The sequence below is a fragment of the Pseudomonas sp. CBZ-4 genome (genome assembly GCF_000346755.1).
Taxonomy (GTDB): domain Bacteria; phylum Pseudomonadota; class Gammaproteobacteria; order Pseudomonadales; family Pseudomonadaceae; genus Aquipseudomonas.
In genome coordinates this window covers 49,634-67,366 of sequence record NZ_ANNV01000183.1, presented here as the reverse complement: position 1 = coordinate 67,366, position 17,733 = coordinate 49,634, and the positions used below count along the sequence as shown (strand labels likewise).

General features: G+C 60.4%; 11 protein-coding genes and 1 other RNA gene. 4 read left to right on the top strand and 8 right to left on the bottom strand.

The window, feature by feature from the left end; genetic code table 11:
- Positions 1 to 51: 51 nt before the first annotated feature.
- Together B348_RS0129365 and B348_RS0129360 are read right to left on the bottom strand one after the other, a co-directional pair.
- Positions 52 to 639: a hypothetical protein gene (locus B348_RS0129365; RefSeq protein WP_017739596.1), complete on the bottom strand. Its 588-nt coding sequence runs from the start codon at positions 637 to 639 to the stop codon at positions 52 to 54.
- Between the two features lies 1 nt (position 640).
- A complete protein-coding gene (locus B348_RS0129360; protein ID WP_017739595.1) occupies positions 641 to 1,687 on the bottom strand; it encodes an N-acetylmuramidase family protein in 1,047 nt (348 codons plus the stop codon).
- Between the two features lie 341 nt (positions 1,688 to 2,028).
- On the opposite strand from B348_RS0129360, the gene B348_RS0129355 reads away from it, so the two are divergent.
- Positions 2,029 to 3,405, top strand: a complete 1,377-nt coding sequence (locus B348_RS0129355) for an AAA family ATPase (RefSeq protein ID WP_017739594.1) — start codon at positions 2,029 to 2,031, stop codon at positions 3,403 to 3,405.
- Positions 3,402 to 4,127 (top strand): retron system putative HNH endonuclease, encoded by a 726-nt coding sequence (locus B348_RS01000000130430; protein ID WP_017739593.1) that lies wholly within the window; start codon positions 3,402 to 3,404, stop codon positions 4,125 to 4,127. Before B348_RS0129355 ends, B348_RS01000000130430 begins: the two co-directional genes overlap by 4 nt.
- Positions 4,128 to 4,243: 116 nt before the next feature.
- Here the strand turns inward: B348_RS01000000130430 and ffs are convergent.
- From ffs to B348_RS0129325, 6 genes are all read right to left on the bottom strand, one after another.
- Positions 4,244 to 4,340, bottom strand: an RNA gene (gene ffs, locus B348_RS1000000131360) — signal recognition particle sRNA small type.
- A gap of 238 nt (positions 4,341 to 4,578) precedes the next feature.
- Positions 4,579 to 5,745, bottom strand: a complete 1,167-nt coding sequence (locus tag B348_RS0129345; RefSeq protein WP_017739592.1) for a putative zinc-binding metallopeptidase — start codon at positions 5,743 to 5,745, stop codon at positions 4,579 to 4,581.
- A 156-nt stretch (positions 5,746 to 5,901) separates the two neighbouring features.
- A complete protein-coding gene (gene ligA / locus B348_RS0129340) occupies positions 5,902 to 8,259 on the bottom strand; it encodes an NAD-dependent DNA ligase LigA (protein WP_017739591.1) in 2,358 nt (785 codons plus the stop codon).
- A gap of 64 nt (positions 8,260 to 8,323) precedes the next feature.
- Positions 8,324 to 9,187, bottom strand: a complete 864-nt coding sequence (gene zipA / locus B348_RS0129335; RefSeq protein WP_017739590.1) for a cell division protein ZipA — start codon at positions 9,185 to 9,187, stop codon at positions 8,324 to 8,326.
- 258 nt (positions 9,188 to 9,445) lie between these two features.
- Positions 9,446 to 12,934 (bottom strand): chromosome segregation protein SMC, encoded by a 3,489-nt coding sequence (gene smc / locus B348_RS0129330; protein WP_017739589.1) that lies wholly within the window; start codon positions 12,932 to 12,934, stop codon positions 9,446 to 9,448.
- Between the two features lie 2 nt (positions 12,935 to 12,936).
- Complete coding sequence (locus B348_RS0129325; RefSeq protein WP_017739588.1) at positions 12,937 to 13,596, bottom strand: GntR family transcriptional regulator; 660 nt, start codon at positions 13,594 to 13,596, stop codon at positions 12,937 to 12,939.
- A 280-nt stretch (positions 13,597 to 13,876) separates the two neighbouring features.
- Here B348_RS0129325 and xdhA point away from each other — a divergent pair, with 280 nt between their 5' ends.
- Entirely contained in the window at positions 13,877 to 15,325 is a 1,449-nt protein-coding gene (xdhA, locus tag B348_RS0129320) for a xanthine dehydrogenase small subunit (RefSeq protein WP_017739587.1), read from the top strand.
- Entirely contained in the window at positions 15,318 to 17,717 is a 2,400-nt protein-coding gene (gene xdhB / locus B348_RS0129315) for a xanthine dehydrogenase molybdopterin binding subunit (RefSeq protein ID WP_017739586.1), read from the top strand. The genes xdhA and xdhB overlap by 8 nt, the downstream gene beginning before the upstream one ends.
- Positions 17,718 to 17,733 lie beyond the last annotated feature (16 nt).

The following is a 17,733-nucleotide window of genomic DNA, read 5'->3' as shown; positions in this document are numbered from 1 at the left end:
AGTGATACCGAGGTGATGCTATCGCAGGCAAGCCAGCTCCCACAGTCTAGGTCAGCCTCCAGGGGCATTTAGGCGCGCGTACTGATCCTGGCTAATCCAACCAATAAACGATCGATTCTGCGCATTGATAAACTCAACCTGCGCCCAGCCATCCTTGACGGCCAACACGCCCACCACATCATCCTTGACGATATACGGACGCTTGGCCGCCTTGGCCCCCGGGGTTTTCAGCAGGAAAACCTTATCGACGGACACCGTCACCAAGCCAATCCACTTTTTATTCGCGGTCTGGGTCAAATCCAACCCGGTGGCAATCTCCGGCATCAGCACATTCATGCAGCCGGGATGCTGGCGGCCCTGCTCCACGGTCAAGGTCACGCCGTCGGCGGACGGTGTCACGCTGCCAGGGTAGGCATCGACGAGCCAGGTGGTCAGCACGCTCCCGTTGCCTTGTAGGTAGAACGCACACTTGCTGACGCCCGCTCCCAGTTCTTCCGCGTAAAAACCTTCCACCTGATGCTCGGGCGTCACCGCCAGCATCAGCCCTTCATACATGCCCGAATGCAGCGCAGGCGCACCCGCAAATGCCGGGGCCACGGCACACAGCGACAACACACCCATCGCCAGAAAACGGATCATCTTATTTTTTCCCTTCAAGTGTGTTGTAGGCTTTTTCGATAAGCACGTCATAGTTACCGTAATCCTTGCCGTTATAGTTACGGGCCATGGCCACGTAATCCTTGTCTTTCATGGCCTTCATCAGTGCCGGGCTCTGGCTGCAAAAACTCAGGAACGCCCTTAGTTGGCTGCCGGCATTGATCTTCAATGCCGCGACAAACTCAAACACCGTCTTGTAACCGCACGCCGCGAAGTTGAAGCCCATGACCTGAAACATGCCCCATGACGCCGACATCAACGCTGCTTCCTGATCCAACGCAAAGGCGGTGGCCATGGTCTCCCAGGCCTTGACCTGATCCTTGTTGTTGACCTGCCACTGCGGCCCGGCTTTGCGCACATAGGGATACGACAGCAGCGGATGCGCCTGGTCGTAGATGTGCTTGGTGTACTTGCGAAACAGGTGCCCTTCAAAGGCGATCACCGGCAACTTCGCCGGCCCGAAGCCCGAGCGCCCGCCCGATTCGACTGTGGCAAAGGCCTTGATGATATTTACCGAAATGCCATTGCCCAACTGCTTGGCGGCGTTCTGGAAGTCCGTTTCAGTCAGGGTCATGCCCCCGTCGCACGTAGCCTGGAGCACCAGTTGGCGGTTGCGCCGCTCGGCCTCGACCATGGCGCGCATGCGGTCCAGGTACACATTGACCGTGGCCTGCACCGCATCGCCCTGGTTATTGCCGAACACATTGAGAAAGCTCGGAATGCGCATCGCCGGGAACGCCTTCACAGGCACTTTCACCGCTTCTTCGATCAGGCTGTTGAAGGTGCGACCCGTGGGATCGATCACCCCATCGGGGTGCGCGTACTTGAGATGACGGAACTGATACTGGCTGATGCACTGCACCAATTGGCCGTCGCACTTGCCGTTCTCGGCCAGCGGAAAACCCAGCTTGGGAATGATCAGATTGAATAAATACTGGATGCACTGCACATCGGCGGGCAAGTTGCGGGCTTTACCGGGAGCGCCCACCGACGCACTGATAAGTCGGGGCAACCCTTGCAGGCTTTTCATCACAAACATCCTTGTTAGTTAAAGAAGTGATGGCACTTCAATATCAATTCCGCGCTCTTGTCACATTCTGAAACAAGCGGCCGGCGCAAACTAACAAGGTGGTTTTGGCTTGTAAAGTGGGAGGATCGAGAGTTGTGAGATAGCAATCGAATGGTATACGACGATCGACGACTTTCAGGCTACTGCCCCGAATGCCCTCCCGGTAGAGTCCGGCGGTGGTGCTTCTGCCAAGCTAGGTTTGCTTAGCATTTTCATCATTTCCCTTTAGTATGCTGTACCCCCCAAAAACGCAGAGGGATACACCCTATGCTTGGTCAGATAATCGAATCGGAGAAACAACTGTGAGGCTCGACAAACTGCGCGTGCAGAACTACCGCTGCTTTGGAGAGTTCGAGATCGACTTCGACCCTCATCTGACCGTATTGATCGCCTCCAACGGAGGTGGTAAAACCACCATTCTGGATGCCGCGCGAGTTGCCCTATGGCCTTTTGTCAAAGGCTTTGACTTGGGGAGCCAGACCGGAAAGTCCGCAACAATCCAAATCGACGACGTACGTCTTGCCCACCTTGCCAGCGGCAACATGGAGCCTCAGATTGCCAGTGTGATCGAAGCATGGGGGCCTTGGTCACCCAGTGAAACTGATAACAACTGGTTGCAGCAGCGTACGAGCCTGAAGAAATCAACCAACACCCTTGGTGATATCGGCTCGAAAGCACTGACGGGATACGGCAAGTCTCTTCAGGAAAAAGTACGGAGCGATGAGCCCGTCGTGTTGCCACTGGTTACTTATCTGGGGACCTCGCGCCTTTGGTTCGAGGGTCGCTTCACTTCGGCAGCTGCCCAAACCACTCTCGATAAAACTGAGTATTCCAGAACATCGGGGTATCTGAACTGTCTTTCCTACTCGTCGAGCTTCAAAACCTTTACTGCTTGGTACGTCTGGATTTATCGCAGCTATCGGGAAGCTCAGGTAATCGCGCTTGAGCGCAATGCAGCGATGTCCGTTCTTGGTGTTCGATTCGGGCAGATCATCAAGTCCGTCAAAGAAGCGATTGATCGATTGATACAGGCCCCGACAGGCTGGCATAGCCTGGAATACAGTGAGAGCCATCAACAACAACTGATCATGCATCATCCAGAACAAGGAATATTGCCGGTAGAGATGCTCAGTGACGGACTGCGTAACGCCATTGCAATGGTTGCTGACTTGGCCTTTCGTGCTTGCAAGCTCAACCCTCAGCTGGGAGATCAGGCGCCTTTGCAAACGCCGGGCATTGCGTTGATCGACGAGGTGGATATGTTTCTCCACCCTCATTGGCAACAGACAATCCTGGGCTCATTGCGTGAAGCCTTCCCAGCTATGCAATTCATTGTCACAACGCACAGCCCACAAGTCCTAAGTACCGTGCGGCGCGAAAACATTCGAGTCATTGGTAAGGATGTGCAGGGCAACTTGATCGCCTCGCCACCACTGGCGATGACCTATGGCGAGCCGAGCAGCAGCGTTTTACATAGCGTCATGCAGGTAGATCCTCAGCCTCCGGTCATCGAAAAGCCCGATTTGTTAAAACTCACGGAATGGGTAGACAAGGGGCGCTTCGACGAGCAACCGGCGATTGAATTGATGACGCAGCTTACAAACGCATTAAGTGAACAACATCCCCAGCTTCAGCGCCTCCAACGCAGTATCAAACGGCAAAGAGCACTAAAAAAATGAGGGCCGTTCACAAACAGGGCCAAGGCCCGTATCAACTGAATAACTCACATGCAAACCCACCACAGACGGCCAAGGCCGCGGACAGCCGATGGTCAGGGTTTGGCTATAAACAGCAGGTACTTGGCTACCTGCTTGAAGAGCAATATGGTCTGTGTTGCTACAGTGAAATTCGACCCGACCAGCTCAGCCTGGGGCTGCATATAGAGCATGTCGAAAACAAAAGCCAAAACCCACAGCGTACGTTCGATTACGACAACCTCGCGGCCTCAGCACTAGACAGCGAAACAGATCTGCATCACTTCAAAGGCCGGGCGTCAGAAGTCTTTGGCGGACACGCCCTTGGGAAATCGGATTCAGTTGATATCCAGCGCTTTGTGTCCTGCCATCAAGCTGATTGCAGCCGTTTTTTTTCCTACCTGTCCGATGGACGGATTGTCCCTGCTGACGGCTTATCTGCTCAGGATGAAGACCGAGCCCTCTACACCATTGACTTGCTCAACTTGAATAGCTTCGTCCTGAAGGACTTACGCCAGCAATGGTGGGACGAACTGTCGGTGCTTTTCGATGATCATGTTGAACAGGATATGAGCCTCTCCTGCCTTGCAGGCATTGACCTCGTTCCTCGTGGGAAACAACTGAGCCCTTTCTTCAGCATCACACGGAACTTCTTTGGCAGCATTGCTGAAGAAGTACTGGAGGAGAATGCCCCCCACCTGAGATGAACTGGAAAACTGTGAAATAGCCGTCACAACTGCGCAATAAACCGGCCAGGTGACTGAATAAAGATTTTTGATTTGGCGCAGAAGAGGTACTGCAAGGGAGAGCGTTATGGAGGCAACCCCACCAGCCACACCCCGGCACACAATGTTCCCGCTGTGGCTGCTGCCTTCCGGCTCTGACCAGGTTCACGGGTAATCGTTGCGGGGGGACCGATGGGGTCACCATAACGACGCCTGCCTCTCGGCAAGCGGGGCCATTGTACCGATCTCATCGGAAGTTACAACCGTTGGTGCTGGAATAAAAACATCTGGCGGTTCAAGCACTTGCCCACGGCCTCAGCCAGTACATCGCCCCCTGTGGGAGCTGGCTTGCCTGCGATGCAGGCACCTCGGTGTATCTGTTGGACTGAGGTGATGCTATCGCAGGCAAGCCAGCTCCCACAGAAAAGCCAATTCATTGGGCCTGGAGGACTTGGTCCGCCCGGCCGCCCTCTTCCTGGATCACCAGATGGATGAAGTGCAGCTTGGCGATCACCGCCGGTGGCAGCACGAAGGGATAGAAATCCGGCTGGCCCATGCTGCGCGACAGTTCGTTGAGCATGCCGGCCAGTTCGATCCAGGCGTTGACGAACGACAGGAACGCCACGCCGCCCGGATGTTCGGGGTCGTAGAGGGTGCTGAGGGGGAATGGCTGGTAATCCAGGTCCATCTCGCGGGCGCTCATGCCAAAGCCCAGCGCGGTGTCGACGGCATCCATCATGTGCAGGTAGTGGGCCCAGGTTTCGGCCCAATCTTCCCAGGGGTGCATGGTGGCGTAGGCGCTGACGCAGGTCTGTTGCCAGTCGGGGCGCGGGCCGTTCTGGTAATGCTGGTCGAGGGCATCGGCGTAGCTGGCGCGTTCGTCGCCGAACAGGCGGCGAAACGGTTCAATCCAATGGGTATTGGCGATCAGGCGATCCCAGTAGTAATGGCCGACTTCATGGCGAAAATGCCCTAGCAAGGTGCGGTAAGGCTCACGCATCTGTACACGAACTTTCTCACGATGGGCGTCGTCGGCTTCCTTGATATCGAGGGTGATCAGGCCGTTAGCGTGGCCGGTCATGGGCGCGTTGCCTTCCAGGTCGATACCGACAAAATCGAAGGCCAGGCCGCTGTCTTCGTCGACGCTCTTGGGCACCACTTGCAAACCGAGGCTGATGAGCTGGGCCACCAGGCGGCGCTTGGCGATCTCCACTTTGCGCCAGCGTTCGGGGTTTTCCGGGATAGACAGGTCGGGGATGGTGCGGTTGAGGCTGCACGCCACGCACAGTGGCGCGGTGCTATGGGCGGGGATCAGCCAGTTGCAGGCGGCCGGAGTGTCGAGGTTGGCGCAGCGGCGAAAGGCGCCGGCTTCCAGGTTGCCGTCTTGTAGCCAGGTGCCGACCACGGGGCCGGGTTGCAGGGAGGCGAGCCGGCTTTGTTGCGGTTGATAGCCCAGCAGGGCCTGACAGGCCAGGCATTGGCTGTTGCGAAAGAACAGGGATTGGCCGCAGCGGCATTGCCACACTTTGCCGTCGCGAGAGGGGCCGGCCACGAAGGGGGCGGCGATGCGTGAACTGAGCTGCTCGAAGTAGCGGAACATGGCGATCTCTCCCTGGGTGACTGAGACTAGATCATTTGCCGCGTAAGATCGTTCCCACGCTCTGCGTGGGAACGCCTCTTGTGACGCTCAGCGTCACGCTTTGGGCGCAGAGCGCCCGTGGCTGCATTCCCACGCGGAGCGTGGGAACGATCTTCGTCAGACGGTGATGTTGTGCTTGGCCAGGAAGGCGACGAAGGCTTCTTCGTCGAGAACCTTGAGGCCCAGTTCGCTGGCCTTGGCCAGTTTCGAACCGGCGCCCGGCCCGGCCACCACGCAATGGGTTTTCGCCGAGACGGAACCCGCCACCTTGGCGCCAAGGCTTTCGAGTTTGTCCTTGGCCACGTCGCGGCTCATCAGCTCCAGGGAGCCGGTGAGCACCCAGGTGTGACCGGCTTCCGGCAAGCCTTCGACGACCTTCTTCTCGCTGTGCCAATGCATGCCGAAGTCCTTGAGCTGCTGCTCGATGGCCAGGGCACGGTTGGCGTTGTCAGGATTGTCGAAAAACTCACGCACGGCTTTGGCCTGCTTCTCCGGCAGCGCCTGGCGCATGTCCAGCCAGTCAGCCTTGATCACGCCTTCGAGGCTGCCGAACTTGTCCGCGAGTTTCTGCGCAGCGCCCGGGCCGACGCTCGGCACATGCAGCTTGTCGAGCAAGCCGCCCAAGGTGGTGCTGGCGGCGAACTCGGCGCTCAGGTCGCCCTGCTCCTGCAATTGCAGGCCGCACTCGTCCGGCGACAGCAACGCGCCGATCACTTCCTGGTTATGGCTGTCCTCAAAGAAGCTGTGGATCTCGTGCGCCACTTCCAGGCCCACGTCCGGCAAGTACGTCAGCACTTCCGGCAAGGCCTTCTGCACGCGCTCCAGGGACGCCAGGGAGCGCGCCAGCACCTTGGCCGTCTCCTCGCCCACGTCGGGGATGCCCAGCGCATAGATAAAGCGCGCCAGGGTCGGCGTCTTGCTGTTTTCGATGGCCGCGATCAGCTTCTTGCTGGAGATGTCGGCGAAGCCTTCCAGGTCGATGATCTGCTCGTACTTGAGCTTGTAGAGATCCGCCGGCGAGCCGATGAGTTTTTCGTCCACCAGTTGCTCGATGGTCTTGTCGCCCAGGCCGTCGATGTCCATGGCCCGGCGCGAGACGAAATGGATGATCGCCTGCTTGAGCTGCGCGCCACACGCCAGGCGCCCGACGCAACGGTACACCGCGCCTTCGCTGACGGTTTCCTTGCCCTTGCTGCGTTTGACCAGCTGGGTGCGTTCCACATGGGAACCGCACACTGGGCAGCTTTCGGGGATCGGCACGGCGCGGGCGTCTTCCGGGCGGCGTTCGAGCACCACGGAGACGACTTGCGGGATCACGTCCCCGGCGCGGCGGATAATCACGGTATCGCCGATCATCACGCCCAGGCGCGCCACTTCGTCCATGTTGTGCAAGGTGGCATTGGACACGGTCACGCCCGCGACCTTGACTGGCTTCAAGCGCGCCACCGGGGTGACGGCGCCGGTGCGGCCGACCTGGAACTCCACGTCGAGCAGTTCGGTCAGCTCTTCCAGGGCCGGGAATTTATGCGCGATGGCCCAGCGCGGCTCACGGGCGCGGAAGCCCAGCTCGCGCTGGTAGGCAATGCTGTTGACCTTGAACACCACGCCGTCGATCTCGTACGGCAGGCTGTTGCGGCGCTCGCCGATGTCGCGGTAGTAATCCAGGCAATCCTGAATGCCCTTGGCCAGTTTCAGCTCGTGGCTGATGGGCATGCCCCACTTTTGCAATTGTTGCAGGTTGCCGATATGGGTGTCGCTGATGTCGGTGGTCACGCCGTAGCAGCAGAACTCCAGCGGGCGGCTGGCGGTGATCTTCGAATCCAGCTGGCGCAGGCTGCCGGCGGCGGCGTTGCGCGGGTTGGCGAAGGTCTTGCCGCCGACTTCCAGCTGCGAGGCGTTGAGCCGCTCGAAACCGGCCTTGGACATGAACACTTCGCCGCGCACTTCGAGGGTCGCCGGCCAGCCGCTGCCGTGCAGTTTCAACGGGATATTGCGCACGGTGCGCACATTGACGCTGATGTCTTCGCCGGTGGTGCCGTCGCCACGGGTGGCGCCGCGTACCAGTTCGCCATCCTGATACAGCAGGCTGACCGCCAGGCCGTCCAGCTTGGGTTCGCAGCTGTATTCCACGGTGGCGCCACCGCCAAACAGATCGCCCGCCGGCAGGTCGAGGCCCTCGGTAACCCGGCGATCAAATTCCAGCATGGTGGTTTCATCGAATGCGTTGCCGAGGCTGAGCATCGGCACTTCATGCTTGACCTGGGTGAACGCCGACAACGCCGCACTGCCCACCCGCTGTGTCGGTGAATCCCGCGTGACCAGCTCCGGGTGCTCGGCCTCCAGGGCCTTGAGCTCGTGGAACAAGCGGTCGTACTCGGCGTCCGGGATGCTCGGCTCGTCGAGGACGTGGTAACGGTAGTTGTGCTGATCCAGTTCAGCGCGCAGTTCGAGGATGCGGGTGTGGGCGGCGGTCATGGGTGTTCTCTCATAAAGCAAAAGAGCAGCCGAAGCTGCTCAAATGTTGGTGCGCTTATTCTACTCAGCGTTTTTGTGTCAGGGCGCGACGCTCGAACTCGACGATGCGCTGACGGTAATGTTCGATGGTCTGCGCAGTGAGGACGCTGCGTTGGTCGTCCTTCAGCTCGCCGTTCAGTTCCTGGGACAGCTTGCGCGCTGCAGCCACCATCACGTCGAACGCTTGTTTCGGGTGACGCGGGCCTGGCAGGCCGAGGAAGAAGCTCACGGCCGGGGTGCTGAACAGGTCGATGTCGTCCAGGTCAAAGGTGCCCGGCTTGACCGCGTTGGCCATGGAGAACAGCACTTCGCCGTTGCCGGCCATGCTTTCGTGACGGTGGAAGATATCCATCTCGCCAAAACGCAGGCCGCTTTCGAGGATGTTCTGCAACAGCGCCGGGCCTTTGAAACCGGCAGCGTCGCGGCAGATCACGCTGATCACCAGCACTTCTTCAGCGGCTGGCTGGTCGTTGACCGATTGGCGCGGCGCGGGCTTGCCGACGTTTTCATCCGGGAAGTCATCGTCGCGGCTGCTGAAGCTCGGGCCGTCATCGACGTCGAGGTTCAGGTCGCCCTGATGCGGCTCGGCCACGGCGGCACTGGCACGCTTGCCACGCTTGGACGATGGCTCGCGGGCTTCACGCAACGGCGCGCTCATCGACGGCAGGTCGTGCTCGTCCAGTTGCGGTTCTTTATGGGTATCCAGCACACGGGGCGGCCCCAGCAGCTCGGCGGCGCCGTCGTCGTCTGGCAGGTTGGACAGGTTGCGGTCCAGGCGAAACTTAAGCTTGCCCTTGCCGCCGCGCATCCGGCGCCAGCCATCAAAAAGAATACCGGCAATGACAATAATGCCGATGACGATCAGCCACTCGCGCAGACCGATTTCCATGTAATCCCGTGCCTCTAATAAAAATGCTGAAAAATAAGGGGTTTAGCACCGTGCAAACCGCTTTAAAACGTGGCGCCAACTCTATGTTCTGACTGACGTTTTGCCCACGCACACGAAAAATTGACATTAAACTAGCACGACCAAAGATAACTTTACACCGTCTGTCAAAATGCCTTGAACAATTATGTCGTTAGGCCATCTTTGCCAGACCGGTAAAACACCTTACATCCTGCTGAAAATTCTCTTTCGAAGCCTGGGTCAGGATTCCACCATCGCCATTGCTTCTTCCACATCCACCGCCACCAAGCGCGAACAACCCGGTTCATGCATCGTTACACCCATCAACTGATCCGCCATTTCCATGGCGATCTTGTTGTGGGTGATATAGATGAACTGCACGGTCTGGGACATCTCTTTGACCAGTCGTGCATAGCGTCCAACGTTAGCGTCATCCAGCGGTGCGTCAACTTCATCGAGCATGCAGAACGGCGCCGGGTTCAACTTGAAGATGGCAAATACCAGGGCCAATGCGGTCAGGGCTTTTTCGCCGCCGGACAACAAATGGATGGTGCTGTTCTTCTTGCCCGGAGGCCGCGCCATGATCGTTACCCCTGTATCGAGTAGATCTTCGCCCGTCAGTTCCAAGTAAGCGCTGCCACCGCCGAAAACTTTCGGGAATAACGCCTGTAAACCGCTATTAATCTGATCAAAGGTATCTTTGAAACGGTTGCGGGTTTCCTTGTCGATCTTGCGGATCACGTTTTCCAAGGTATCCAGGGCTTCGACCAGGTCGGCGTCCTGCGCGTCCAGATAACGTTTACGCTCGGATTGTTGCTGGTATTCGTCGATGGCCGCGAGGTTGATCGCGCCCAGACGTTGAATGCGCGCAGCAATCCGCTCAAGTTCTTCTTCGGCGTCTTTTTCGTTGGCCTGGGTGGTCAACGTGTTGAGCACGCCGTGCAAGTCGTAGCCGTCTTCCAGCAACTGGTCTTGCAGGGTCTTGCGGCGCACGGTCAGGGCTTGCCATTCCATGCGCTGTTGTTCGAGTTGGCCGCGGATCAACTGGGATTGCTGCTCGGCCTGGGTCCGGCGTTTTTCGGCATCACGCAGTTCGCGGTCGGCGTCTTCCAGGGCGATTTGAGCGGTCTTGAGTTCTTCGTCGACGGTCATGCGCTTGTCGAGCAACTCTTCGAGCTTGAGCCGCAACTCTTCCAGCGGCGCTTCGCCCTCTTCCAGGTTGAGGCTCAGCTGTTCGCGTTTTTCGGTGAGGCGTTCGGACTGCATCTCCAGGCGTTCAAGGGCCTGGGCGGTAGACGCGTGCTGGGCCTTGAGCGAGCCGAGGCGCACCGCCAGTTGGTGGGCGTGATCCTTGTGCTGGCGGGCTTCCTGGCGCACGCGGTCGAGGCGTTCGCGCAGGCTGTCGCGCTGGGCCAGCAACAGTTCGCGCTGCTCGGTGTCGAGGGCCATGCTGTCGAGGGCTTCCTGCAACTGCAGGCGCGCTTCGCCGATCTGTTCGTGTTCCAGGGCGCGCTGCTCGCCCATCTCGGCGACTTCTTCGTCGAGGCGGGTACGGCGCAGGGTCAGCTGTTCGGCCTTGGCCTTGCTCGCGGAAAGCTGGGCCTTGAGTTCACCTTGCTGGCGCGCTTCGTCCTGCAACAGGCGGCGCAGGTGTTCGCGACCGGTTTCTTGCTGGCGCTGGGTGGCGCGCAGGGTTTGCAGTTGGGTTTCCAGGCTTTCCAATGTCGCTTCGCGCTCTTCGCGCTCGGCGATCAGGTTGACGATTTCCTGGCCACGGGCCAATACACCGCTTTCCGCTTCGCTGGCGCGGCGCACCCGCAGGAAGTGCCGGCCGACCCAGTAACCGTCACGGCTGATCAGGCTTTCGCCGGCCGCCAGTTGACCGCGTTGGGCCAGGGCTTGCTCAAGTGATTCAACCGGCTTGACCTGGCCCAGCCACGGCGACAGATCAATCGCCGCCTCAACCTTGTCCAGCAAGCTGCCGGGCACCCGCTGGCCATCGGCAGCAGGGCTGAGCAAGCGCAGGTCGCCCTGGGTAAAACCGGCCAGGTCGAAACCGCCAAAGTCATCCACCAGCACGGCTTGCAGGTCGGCGCCCAGCACGGTTTCCACCGCCAGCTCCCAACCCGCTTCGACTTTCAAACCCTCGGCCAGGCGCGGGCGCTCGGCCAGATGCTGGTCGCGCAGCCATTCGGCGGTGCCGGTGCCGGGGTCCAACGCCGCTTGTTGCAACGCTTCAAGGGACGCCAGCCGGCCGTTAAGCCGCTGCAAATCGCCCTGGGCCTGCTGCTGCGCCTGGGTCGCCTGTTGCAGTTGCTGACGCAGTTGCTCCAGGCGCTCCACTTGTTGTTCTTCGCTGGCTTCCAGCTCCTCAAGCGTCATTTCGCTTTCGGCCAGTTGCTCGCTCAGCTCCATGATCGCCGCGTCTTCCGGGTCGGCGGCGAGCAGCACGCGCTCTTCCTGCAAGCGGCGCTGGCGCTCGGCCAAACGCTCCATGCTGGTTTCCAGTTGCTGGATGCGCGACTGCTGCACTTCGGCCTGGCGGCGCGGCTCGGCGGATTGCAGGTTGAACGTGTCCCACTGCTCCTGCCAGCCGTGCATGGTGCTTTCGGATTCTTCCAGGGCGGCGGCGGCTTCTTCGGCGGCAGCGCTGGTGACTTCCTGCTCGGGGGTGAGCATGTCCAGTTCTTCACCGAGGGTCAGCAGCAAGGTACGGTCGTGACCCAGGTGGGATTCAGTCTCCAGGCGCGCGCGTTCGGCTTCCTTCAAGTCATCCTGCAACTGGCGCAAACGCTGCTGGCCGTGCTGGATGCTCTGCTCGACGCGGGCAATATCGCCGCCCACCGAATAGAAGCGGCCCTGCACCAGATTGAAGCGCTCGGACAAATCATGGTGCCCGTCACGCAGGCGTTCGATGCTGGCGTCGGCATTGCGCTGTTCGGCCACCAGCGCTTCAAAGCTGATTTCCTGGGTGCCGATGATCGCCTCGCGCTGGCCGACCTGCTCGTTCAACGCCTGCCAGCGCAGGGCCGACAGTTGGGCCTTGAGCTGGCGCTCTTCGCCCTTGTATTCCTGATACTTCTCGGCCGCCTGGGCCTGGCGGTGCAGGCGCTCCAACTGGCGCTCCAGCTCTTCGCGCAGGTCCGTGAGGCGGGCGAGGTTTTCGTGGGTGCGGCGGATGCGGTTTTCGGTCTCGCGGCGGCGCTCCTTGTACTTGGAGATGCCGGCCGCTTCTTCGATAAAGTTGCGCAGGTCTTCGGGCTTGGCTTCGATCAGCTTGGAGATCATGCCCTGCTCGATGATCGAGTAGCTGCGCGGGCCTAAGCCTGTGCCGAGGAAAATATCGGTGATGTCCCGACGGCGACACTTGGTGCCGTTGAGGAAATAACTGTTCTGGCTGTCGCGGGTCACTTTGCGGCGAATGGAAATTTCGGCGTAGGCCGCGTACTCGCCAATCAAGGTGCCATCGGAGTTGTCGAACACCAGCTCGATGCTGGCCTGGCTCACGGGTTTACGGCTGGTGGAGCCGTTGAAGATGACGTCGGTCATCGACTCGCCGCGCAGGTTTTTTGCCGAGCTCTCGCCCATCACCCAACGGACGGCGTCGATGATGTTCGACTTGCCGCAACCATTGGGCCCGACCACCGCCGCCATATTACTGGGGAAGTTCACCGTGGTCGGGTCGACGAAGGATTTGAACCCCGCCAGTTTGATGCACTTGAGCCGCACGTTTAGGCGTCCGCCAACGCAGCGATGACCAGCGAGCAGCTGCGTTCGCCGTAGGCCGACAGCACCTGGCGAATCTGTGGCAGGTCACGGGCGAGGACGGCGGCGAGCAATTGCTCGAACAACACCAGGTATTCGCTCATGGACGCCTTGCGCTGATCCAGGGCCAGGTAATAGGCGCGGTTCATCGCCGGTTGCAGGTTTTCCACGGTTTCCTGCAAATACGGGTTGTTGGCAAACGGGTACGCGGCGCGCATCACGTTGAAGCTTTCTTCGACGAAGGCGCGGATGTCCTGGCGCTCGAAATTGCTCACCAGGCGCTGCTGGATCTGCACGAAGGGCGCCATGTCGGCCTGGGTCTGCCAGCCTTCGGCGACCGCATTGCCGAGCAGGATGTACAACTCGCCCATCAGCGTGCACAGGCTCTGCACCTTGTGCGCGGTGAGTTCGGTGACGTGGGCGCCACGGCGCGGCAGGATCGCGATCAGGTGGCGGCGTTCGAGGATCAGCAAGGCTTCGCGCACGGAACCACGGCTGACATTGAGTGCCAGCGTGACCTTTTGCTCCTGGATCCGCTCCCCAGGCTTGAGTTCGCCGCGAATGATGCGTTCGGCGAGGTGGTGAGCGATTTGCTCGGCGAGGCTGTCCGGCGCCTTGAACGTCATGTTTTACCTTCAAAATCTTCTATCGATACAAGCGCGGCAGTGTAGCGCATTGGCCCGCTGATGGCGCTACGCCCACCGTGGCGAATTTGGCACGGAATAAGCAGCGCTGAAAACGCAAAAGCCCCTGAAAACGCCGGTTCCAGAAGACTGGACCATAATTGAAAGTGTTGCGACCGGATTTTCTTGACCTTCTGGTCAGAAAATCGTTGACCGAAAAGTCAGACATGACTAGATTCGGCGCAAAGCGGTTAACAACAATAATGAGTCTGCGAGGCCTTCCGTGATCCAGTTTTTACTTAACCAGGAACTCCGTAGCGAGCACGCCCTGGACCCCAATCTCACCGTGCTCAACTACCTGCGTGAGCACCTGGGCAAATCCGGTACCAAGGAAGGCTGCGCCAGCGGCGACTGCGGCGCGTGCACCGTGGTGGTCGGCGAGCTGCACACCGATACGCAAGGCGCGGAGCAGATTCGTTACCGCAGCCTCAACTCGTGCCTGACGTTTGTCTCGTCCCTGCACGGCAAGCAATTGATCAGCGTCGAAGACCTCAAGCACCAGGGCCAACTGCACAGCGTGCAACAGGCGATGGTCGAGTGCCACGGCTCGCAATGCGGCTTTTGCACCCCCGGCTTCGTCATGTCGTTGTTCGCCCTGCAAAAGAACAGCGACGCCCCCGACAACCAGAAAGCCCACGAAGCCCTGGCCGGCAACCTGTGCCGCTGCACCGGTTATCGGCCGATCCTCGCCGCCGCCGAACAGGCCTGCTGCAACAAGCCACAGGATCAGTTCGACAGCCGCCAGGCCGACACCATCGCCCGCCTCAAAGCCATCGCGCCGACGCAGACCGGCGAACTCAACAGCGGCGACAAACGCTGCCTGGTGCCGCTGACCGTGGCCGACCTGGCCGACCTCTACGACTCCTATCCGCAAGCCCGTCTGCTGGCCGGCGGCACTGACCTGGCGCTGGAAGTCACCCAGTTCCACCGCACGCTGCCGGTGATGATCTACGTCGGCAACATCGAAGAGATGAAGCGCATCGACGACTTCGCCGATCGCCTGGAAATCGGCGCCGCCACCGCCCTCTCCGATTGCTACACAGCACTGCACCACGAATACCCGGACTTCGGCGAGTTGCTGCACCGCTTCGCCTCCTTGCAGATCCGCAACCAGGGCACCCTCGGCGGCAATATCGGCAACGCTTCGCCCATCGGCGATTCGCCGCCGCTGCTGATCGCCCTCGGTGCGCAGATCGTGCTGTGCAAGGGCAACACCCGGCGCACCTTGGCGCTCGAAGACTACTTCATCGACTACCGCGTCACCGCGCGCCAGGACAGCGAGTTCATCGAGAAGATCATCGTGCCGAAGGGCCACGCGCTGTTCCGCGCCTACAAGGTGTCCAAGCGCCTGGACGATGATATTTCCGCCGTCTGCGCCGCGTTCAACCTGAAGATCGACAACGGCGTGATCCGCGAAGCCCGCGTCGCCTTCGGCGGCATGGCTGCCACGCCAAAACGCGCAAAAAGCTGTGAAGCCGTGCTGGTAGGCGCCACCTGGAACAGCGCCACTGTGGAGAAAGCCTGCGCCGCCCTGGCCGAGGATTTCACCCCGCTGTCGGACTTCCGCGCCAGCAAGGAATACCGCCTGCTCAGCGCGCAGAACCTGCTGCGCAAATACTTCATCGAACTGCAAACGCCGCACATCGAGACTCGGGTGACCGCTTATGTCTAACCATCACGCCGTCGTTAAAACCCAAGCCGAACTGGCCGAGCTGTTCGCCCAGGACCTCACCTCCGGTGTCGGCCGCAGCGTCAAGCATGACAGCGCCGCCAAGCATGTTTCCGGTGAAGCGCAGTACATCGATGACCGCCTGGAATTCCCCAACCAGCTGCACCTGTATGCGCGCATGTCCGACCGCGCCCACGCCCGCATCATCAGCATCGACACCGCGCCCTGCTACGCGTTTGAAGGCGTGCGTATCGCGATCACCCACGAAGACGTGCCCGGCCTGAAAGACATCGGCCCGTTGATGCCTGGCGATCCGCTGCTGGCCATCGACACGGTGCAGTTCGTCGGCCAGGTCGTGCTCGCCGTCGCCGCCCGTGACCTGGAAACCGCACGCAAAGCCGCGATGGCGGCGGTGATCGAATACGAAGACCTGGAACCGGTGCTGGACGTGGTCGAGGCCTTCCGCAAGAAACACTTCGTGCTCGACAGCCACACCCACCAACGTGGCGATTCAGCCAGCGCACTGGCGTCGGCGAAAAACCGCATCCAGGGCACCCTGCACATCGGCGGCCAGGAACACTTCTACCTGGAGACGCAGATCTCCTCGGTGATGCCCACCGAAGACGGCGGCATGATCGTCTACTGCTCCACGCAAAACCCCACCGAAGTGCAAAAACTGGTGGCCGAAGTGCTCGACGTGTCGATGAATAAAATCGTCGTGGATATGCGCCGCATGGGCGGCGGTTTCGGCGGCAAGGAAACCCAGGCCGCCAGCCCCGCGTGCCTGTGCGCCGTGGTCGCACGCCTCACCGGCCAGCCGACCAAGATGCGCCTGCCGCGTGTCGAAGACATGCTGATGACCGGCAAGCGCCACCCCTTCTATATCGAATACGACGTGGGCTTTGACGACAGCGGCCGCCTGCACGGGATCAACCTCGACCTGGCCGGCAACTGCGGCTGCTCGCCGGACTTGTCCAACTCGATTGTCGACCGCGCGATGTTCCACTCCGACAACTCGTATTACCTGGGCGATGCCACGGTCAACGGCCACCGCTGCAAGACCAACACCGCGTCCAACACTGCCTATCGCGGCTTCGGCGGCCCACAAGGCATGGTCGCCATCGAAGAGGTGATGGACGCCATTGCCCGCCATCTGGCCCTCGATCCGCTGGCGGTGCGCAAGGTCAACTACTACGGCAAGACCGAGCGCAACGTCACCCACTACTACCAGACCGTCGAGCACAACCTGCTCGAAGAGATGACCGCCGAGCTTGAGGCCAGCAGCCAATACGCCGAGCGCCGCGAAGCGATCCGCCTGTACAACGCCCACAGCCCGATCCTGAAAAAAGGCCTGGCGCTGACCCCGGTGAAATTCGGTATTTCGTTTACCGCCAGTTTCCTCAACCAGGCCGGTGCGCTGATCCACATCTACACCGACGGCAGCATCCACCTGAACCACGGCGGCACCGAGATGGGCCAGGGCTTGAACACCAAGGTCGCGCAGGTGGTGGCCGAAGTGTTCCAGGTGGAAATCGACCGCGTGCAGATCACCGCCACCAACACCGACAAGGTGCCCAACACCTCGCCGACCGCCGCCTCCAGCGGCGCCGACCTGAACGGCAAGGCCGCGCAGAACGCCGCCGAAATCATCAAGCAGCGCCTGGTGGAATTCGCCGCGCGCAAGTTCGATGTGAGCGAAGCGGATGTGCAATTCCACAACGGCCACGTGCGCGTGCGCGAGCAGATCCTCACGTTCGAGGCGCTGATCCAGCAGGCGTATTTCGCCCAGGTGTCGCTGTCGAGCACCGGGTTCTACAAGACCCCGAAAATCTTCTACGACCGCAGCCAGTCGCGCGGGCGGCCGTTCTACTACTTCGCCTTCGGCGCGGCGTGCTGCGAAGTGATCGTCGATACGCTGACCGGCGAATACAAGATGCTGCGCACCGACATCCTCCACGACGTGGGCGCTTCGCTGAACCCGGCCATCGACATCGGCCAGGTGGAAGGCGGGTTTATCCAGGGCATGGGCTGGCTGACCATGGAAGAGCTGGTGTGGAACAACAAAGGCAAGCTGATGACCAACGGCCCGGCCAGCTACAAGATCCCCGCGGTGGCGGACATGCCGCTGGACCTGCGGGTGAAGCTGGTGGAAAACCGCAAGAACCCGGAAGACACGGTGTTCCATTCCAAGGCCGTGGGCGAGCCGCCGTTCATGCTGGGGATTGCCTCGTGGTGTGCGATCAAGGATGCGGTGGCGAGTTTGGGTGACTATCGGTATCAGCCCAAGATCGATGCGCCGGCGACGCCGGAGCGGGTGCTTTGGGGGTGTGAGCAGATGCGGCAGTTGACGGCGGCTTCGCCTGTGGAAACTGAAACCGAGTTGGCTTCGCTTTAGGACCGAGGTGCTTGCC

What these genes read in the sequence shown, in the direction of transcription:
- B348_RS0129360 (WP_017739595.1), bottom strand. Translation starts at nt 1,687, where the DNA reads ATGAAAAGCCTGCAAGGGTTGCCCCGACTTATCAGTGCGTCGGTGGGC.
- zipA (WP_017739590.1), bottom strand. Translation starts at nt 9,187, where the DNA reads ATGGAAATCGGTCTGCGCGAGTGGCTGATCGTCATCGGCATTATTGTC.
- B348_RS0129345 (WP_017739592.1), bottom strand. Translation starts at nt 5,745, where the DNA reads ATGTTCCGCTACTTCGAGCAGCTCAGTTCACGCATCGCCGCCCCCTTC.
- ligA (WP_017739591.1), bottom strand. Translation starts at nt 8,259, where the DNA reads ATGACCGCCGCCCACACCCGCATCCTCGAACTGCGCGCTGAACTGGAT.
- B348_RS0129325 (WP_017739588.1), bottom strand. Translation starts at nt 13,596, where the DNA reads ATGACGTTCAAGGCGCCGGACAGCCTCGCCGAGCAAATCGCTCACCAC.
- B348_RS0129365 (WP_017739596.1), bottom strand. Translation starts at nt 639, where the DNA reads ATGATCCGTTTTCTGGCGATGGGTGTGTTGTCGCTGTGTGCCGTGGCC.
- xdhB (WP_017739586.1), top strand. Translation starts at nt 15,318, where the DNA reads ATGTCTAACCATCACGCCGTCGTTAAAACCCAAGCCGAACTGGCCGAG.
- B348_RS01000000130430 (WP_017739593.1), top strand. Translation starts at nt 3,402, where the DNA reads ATGAGGGCCGTTCACAAACAGGGCCAAGGCCCGTATCAACTGAATAAC.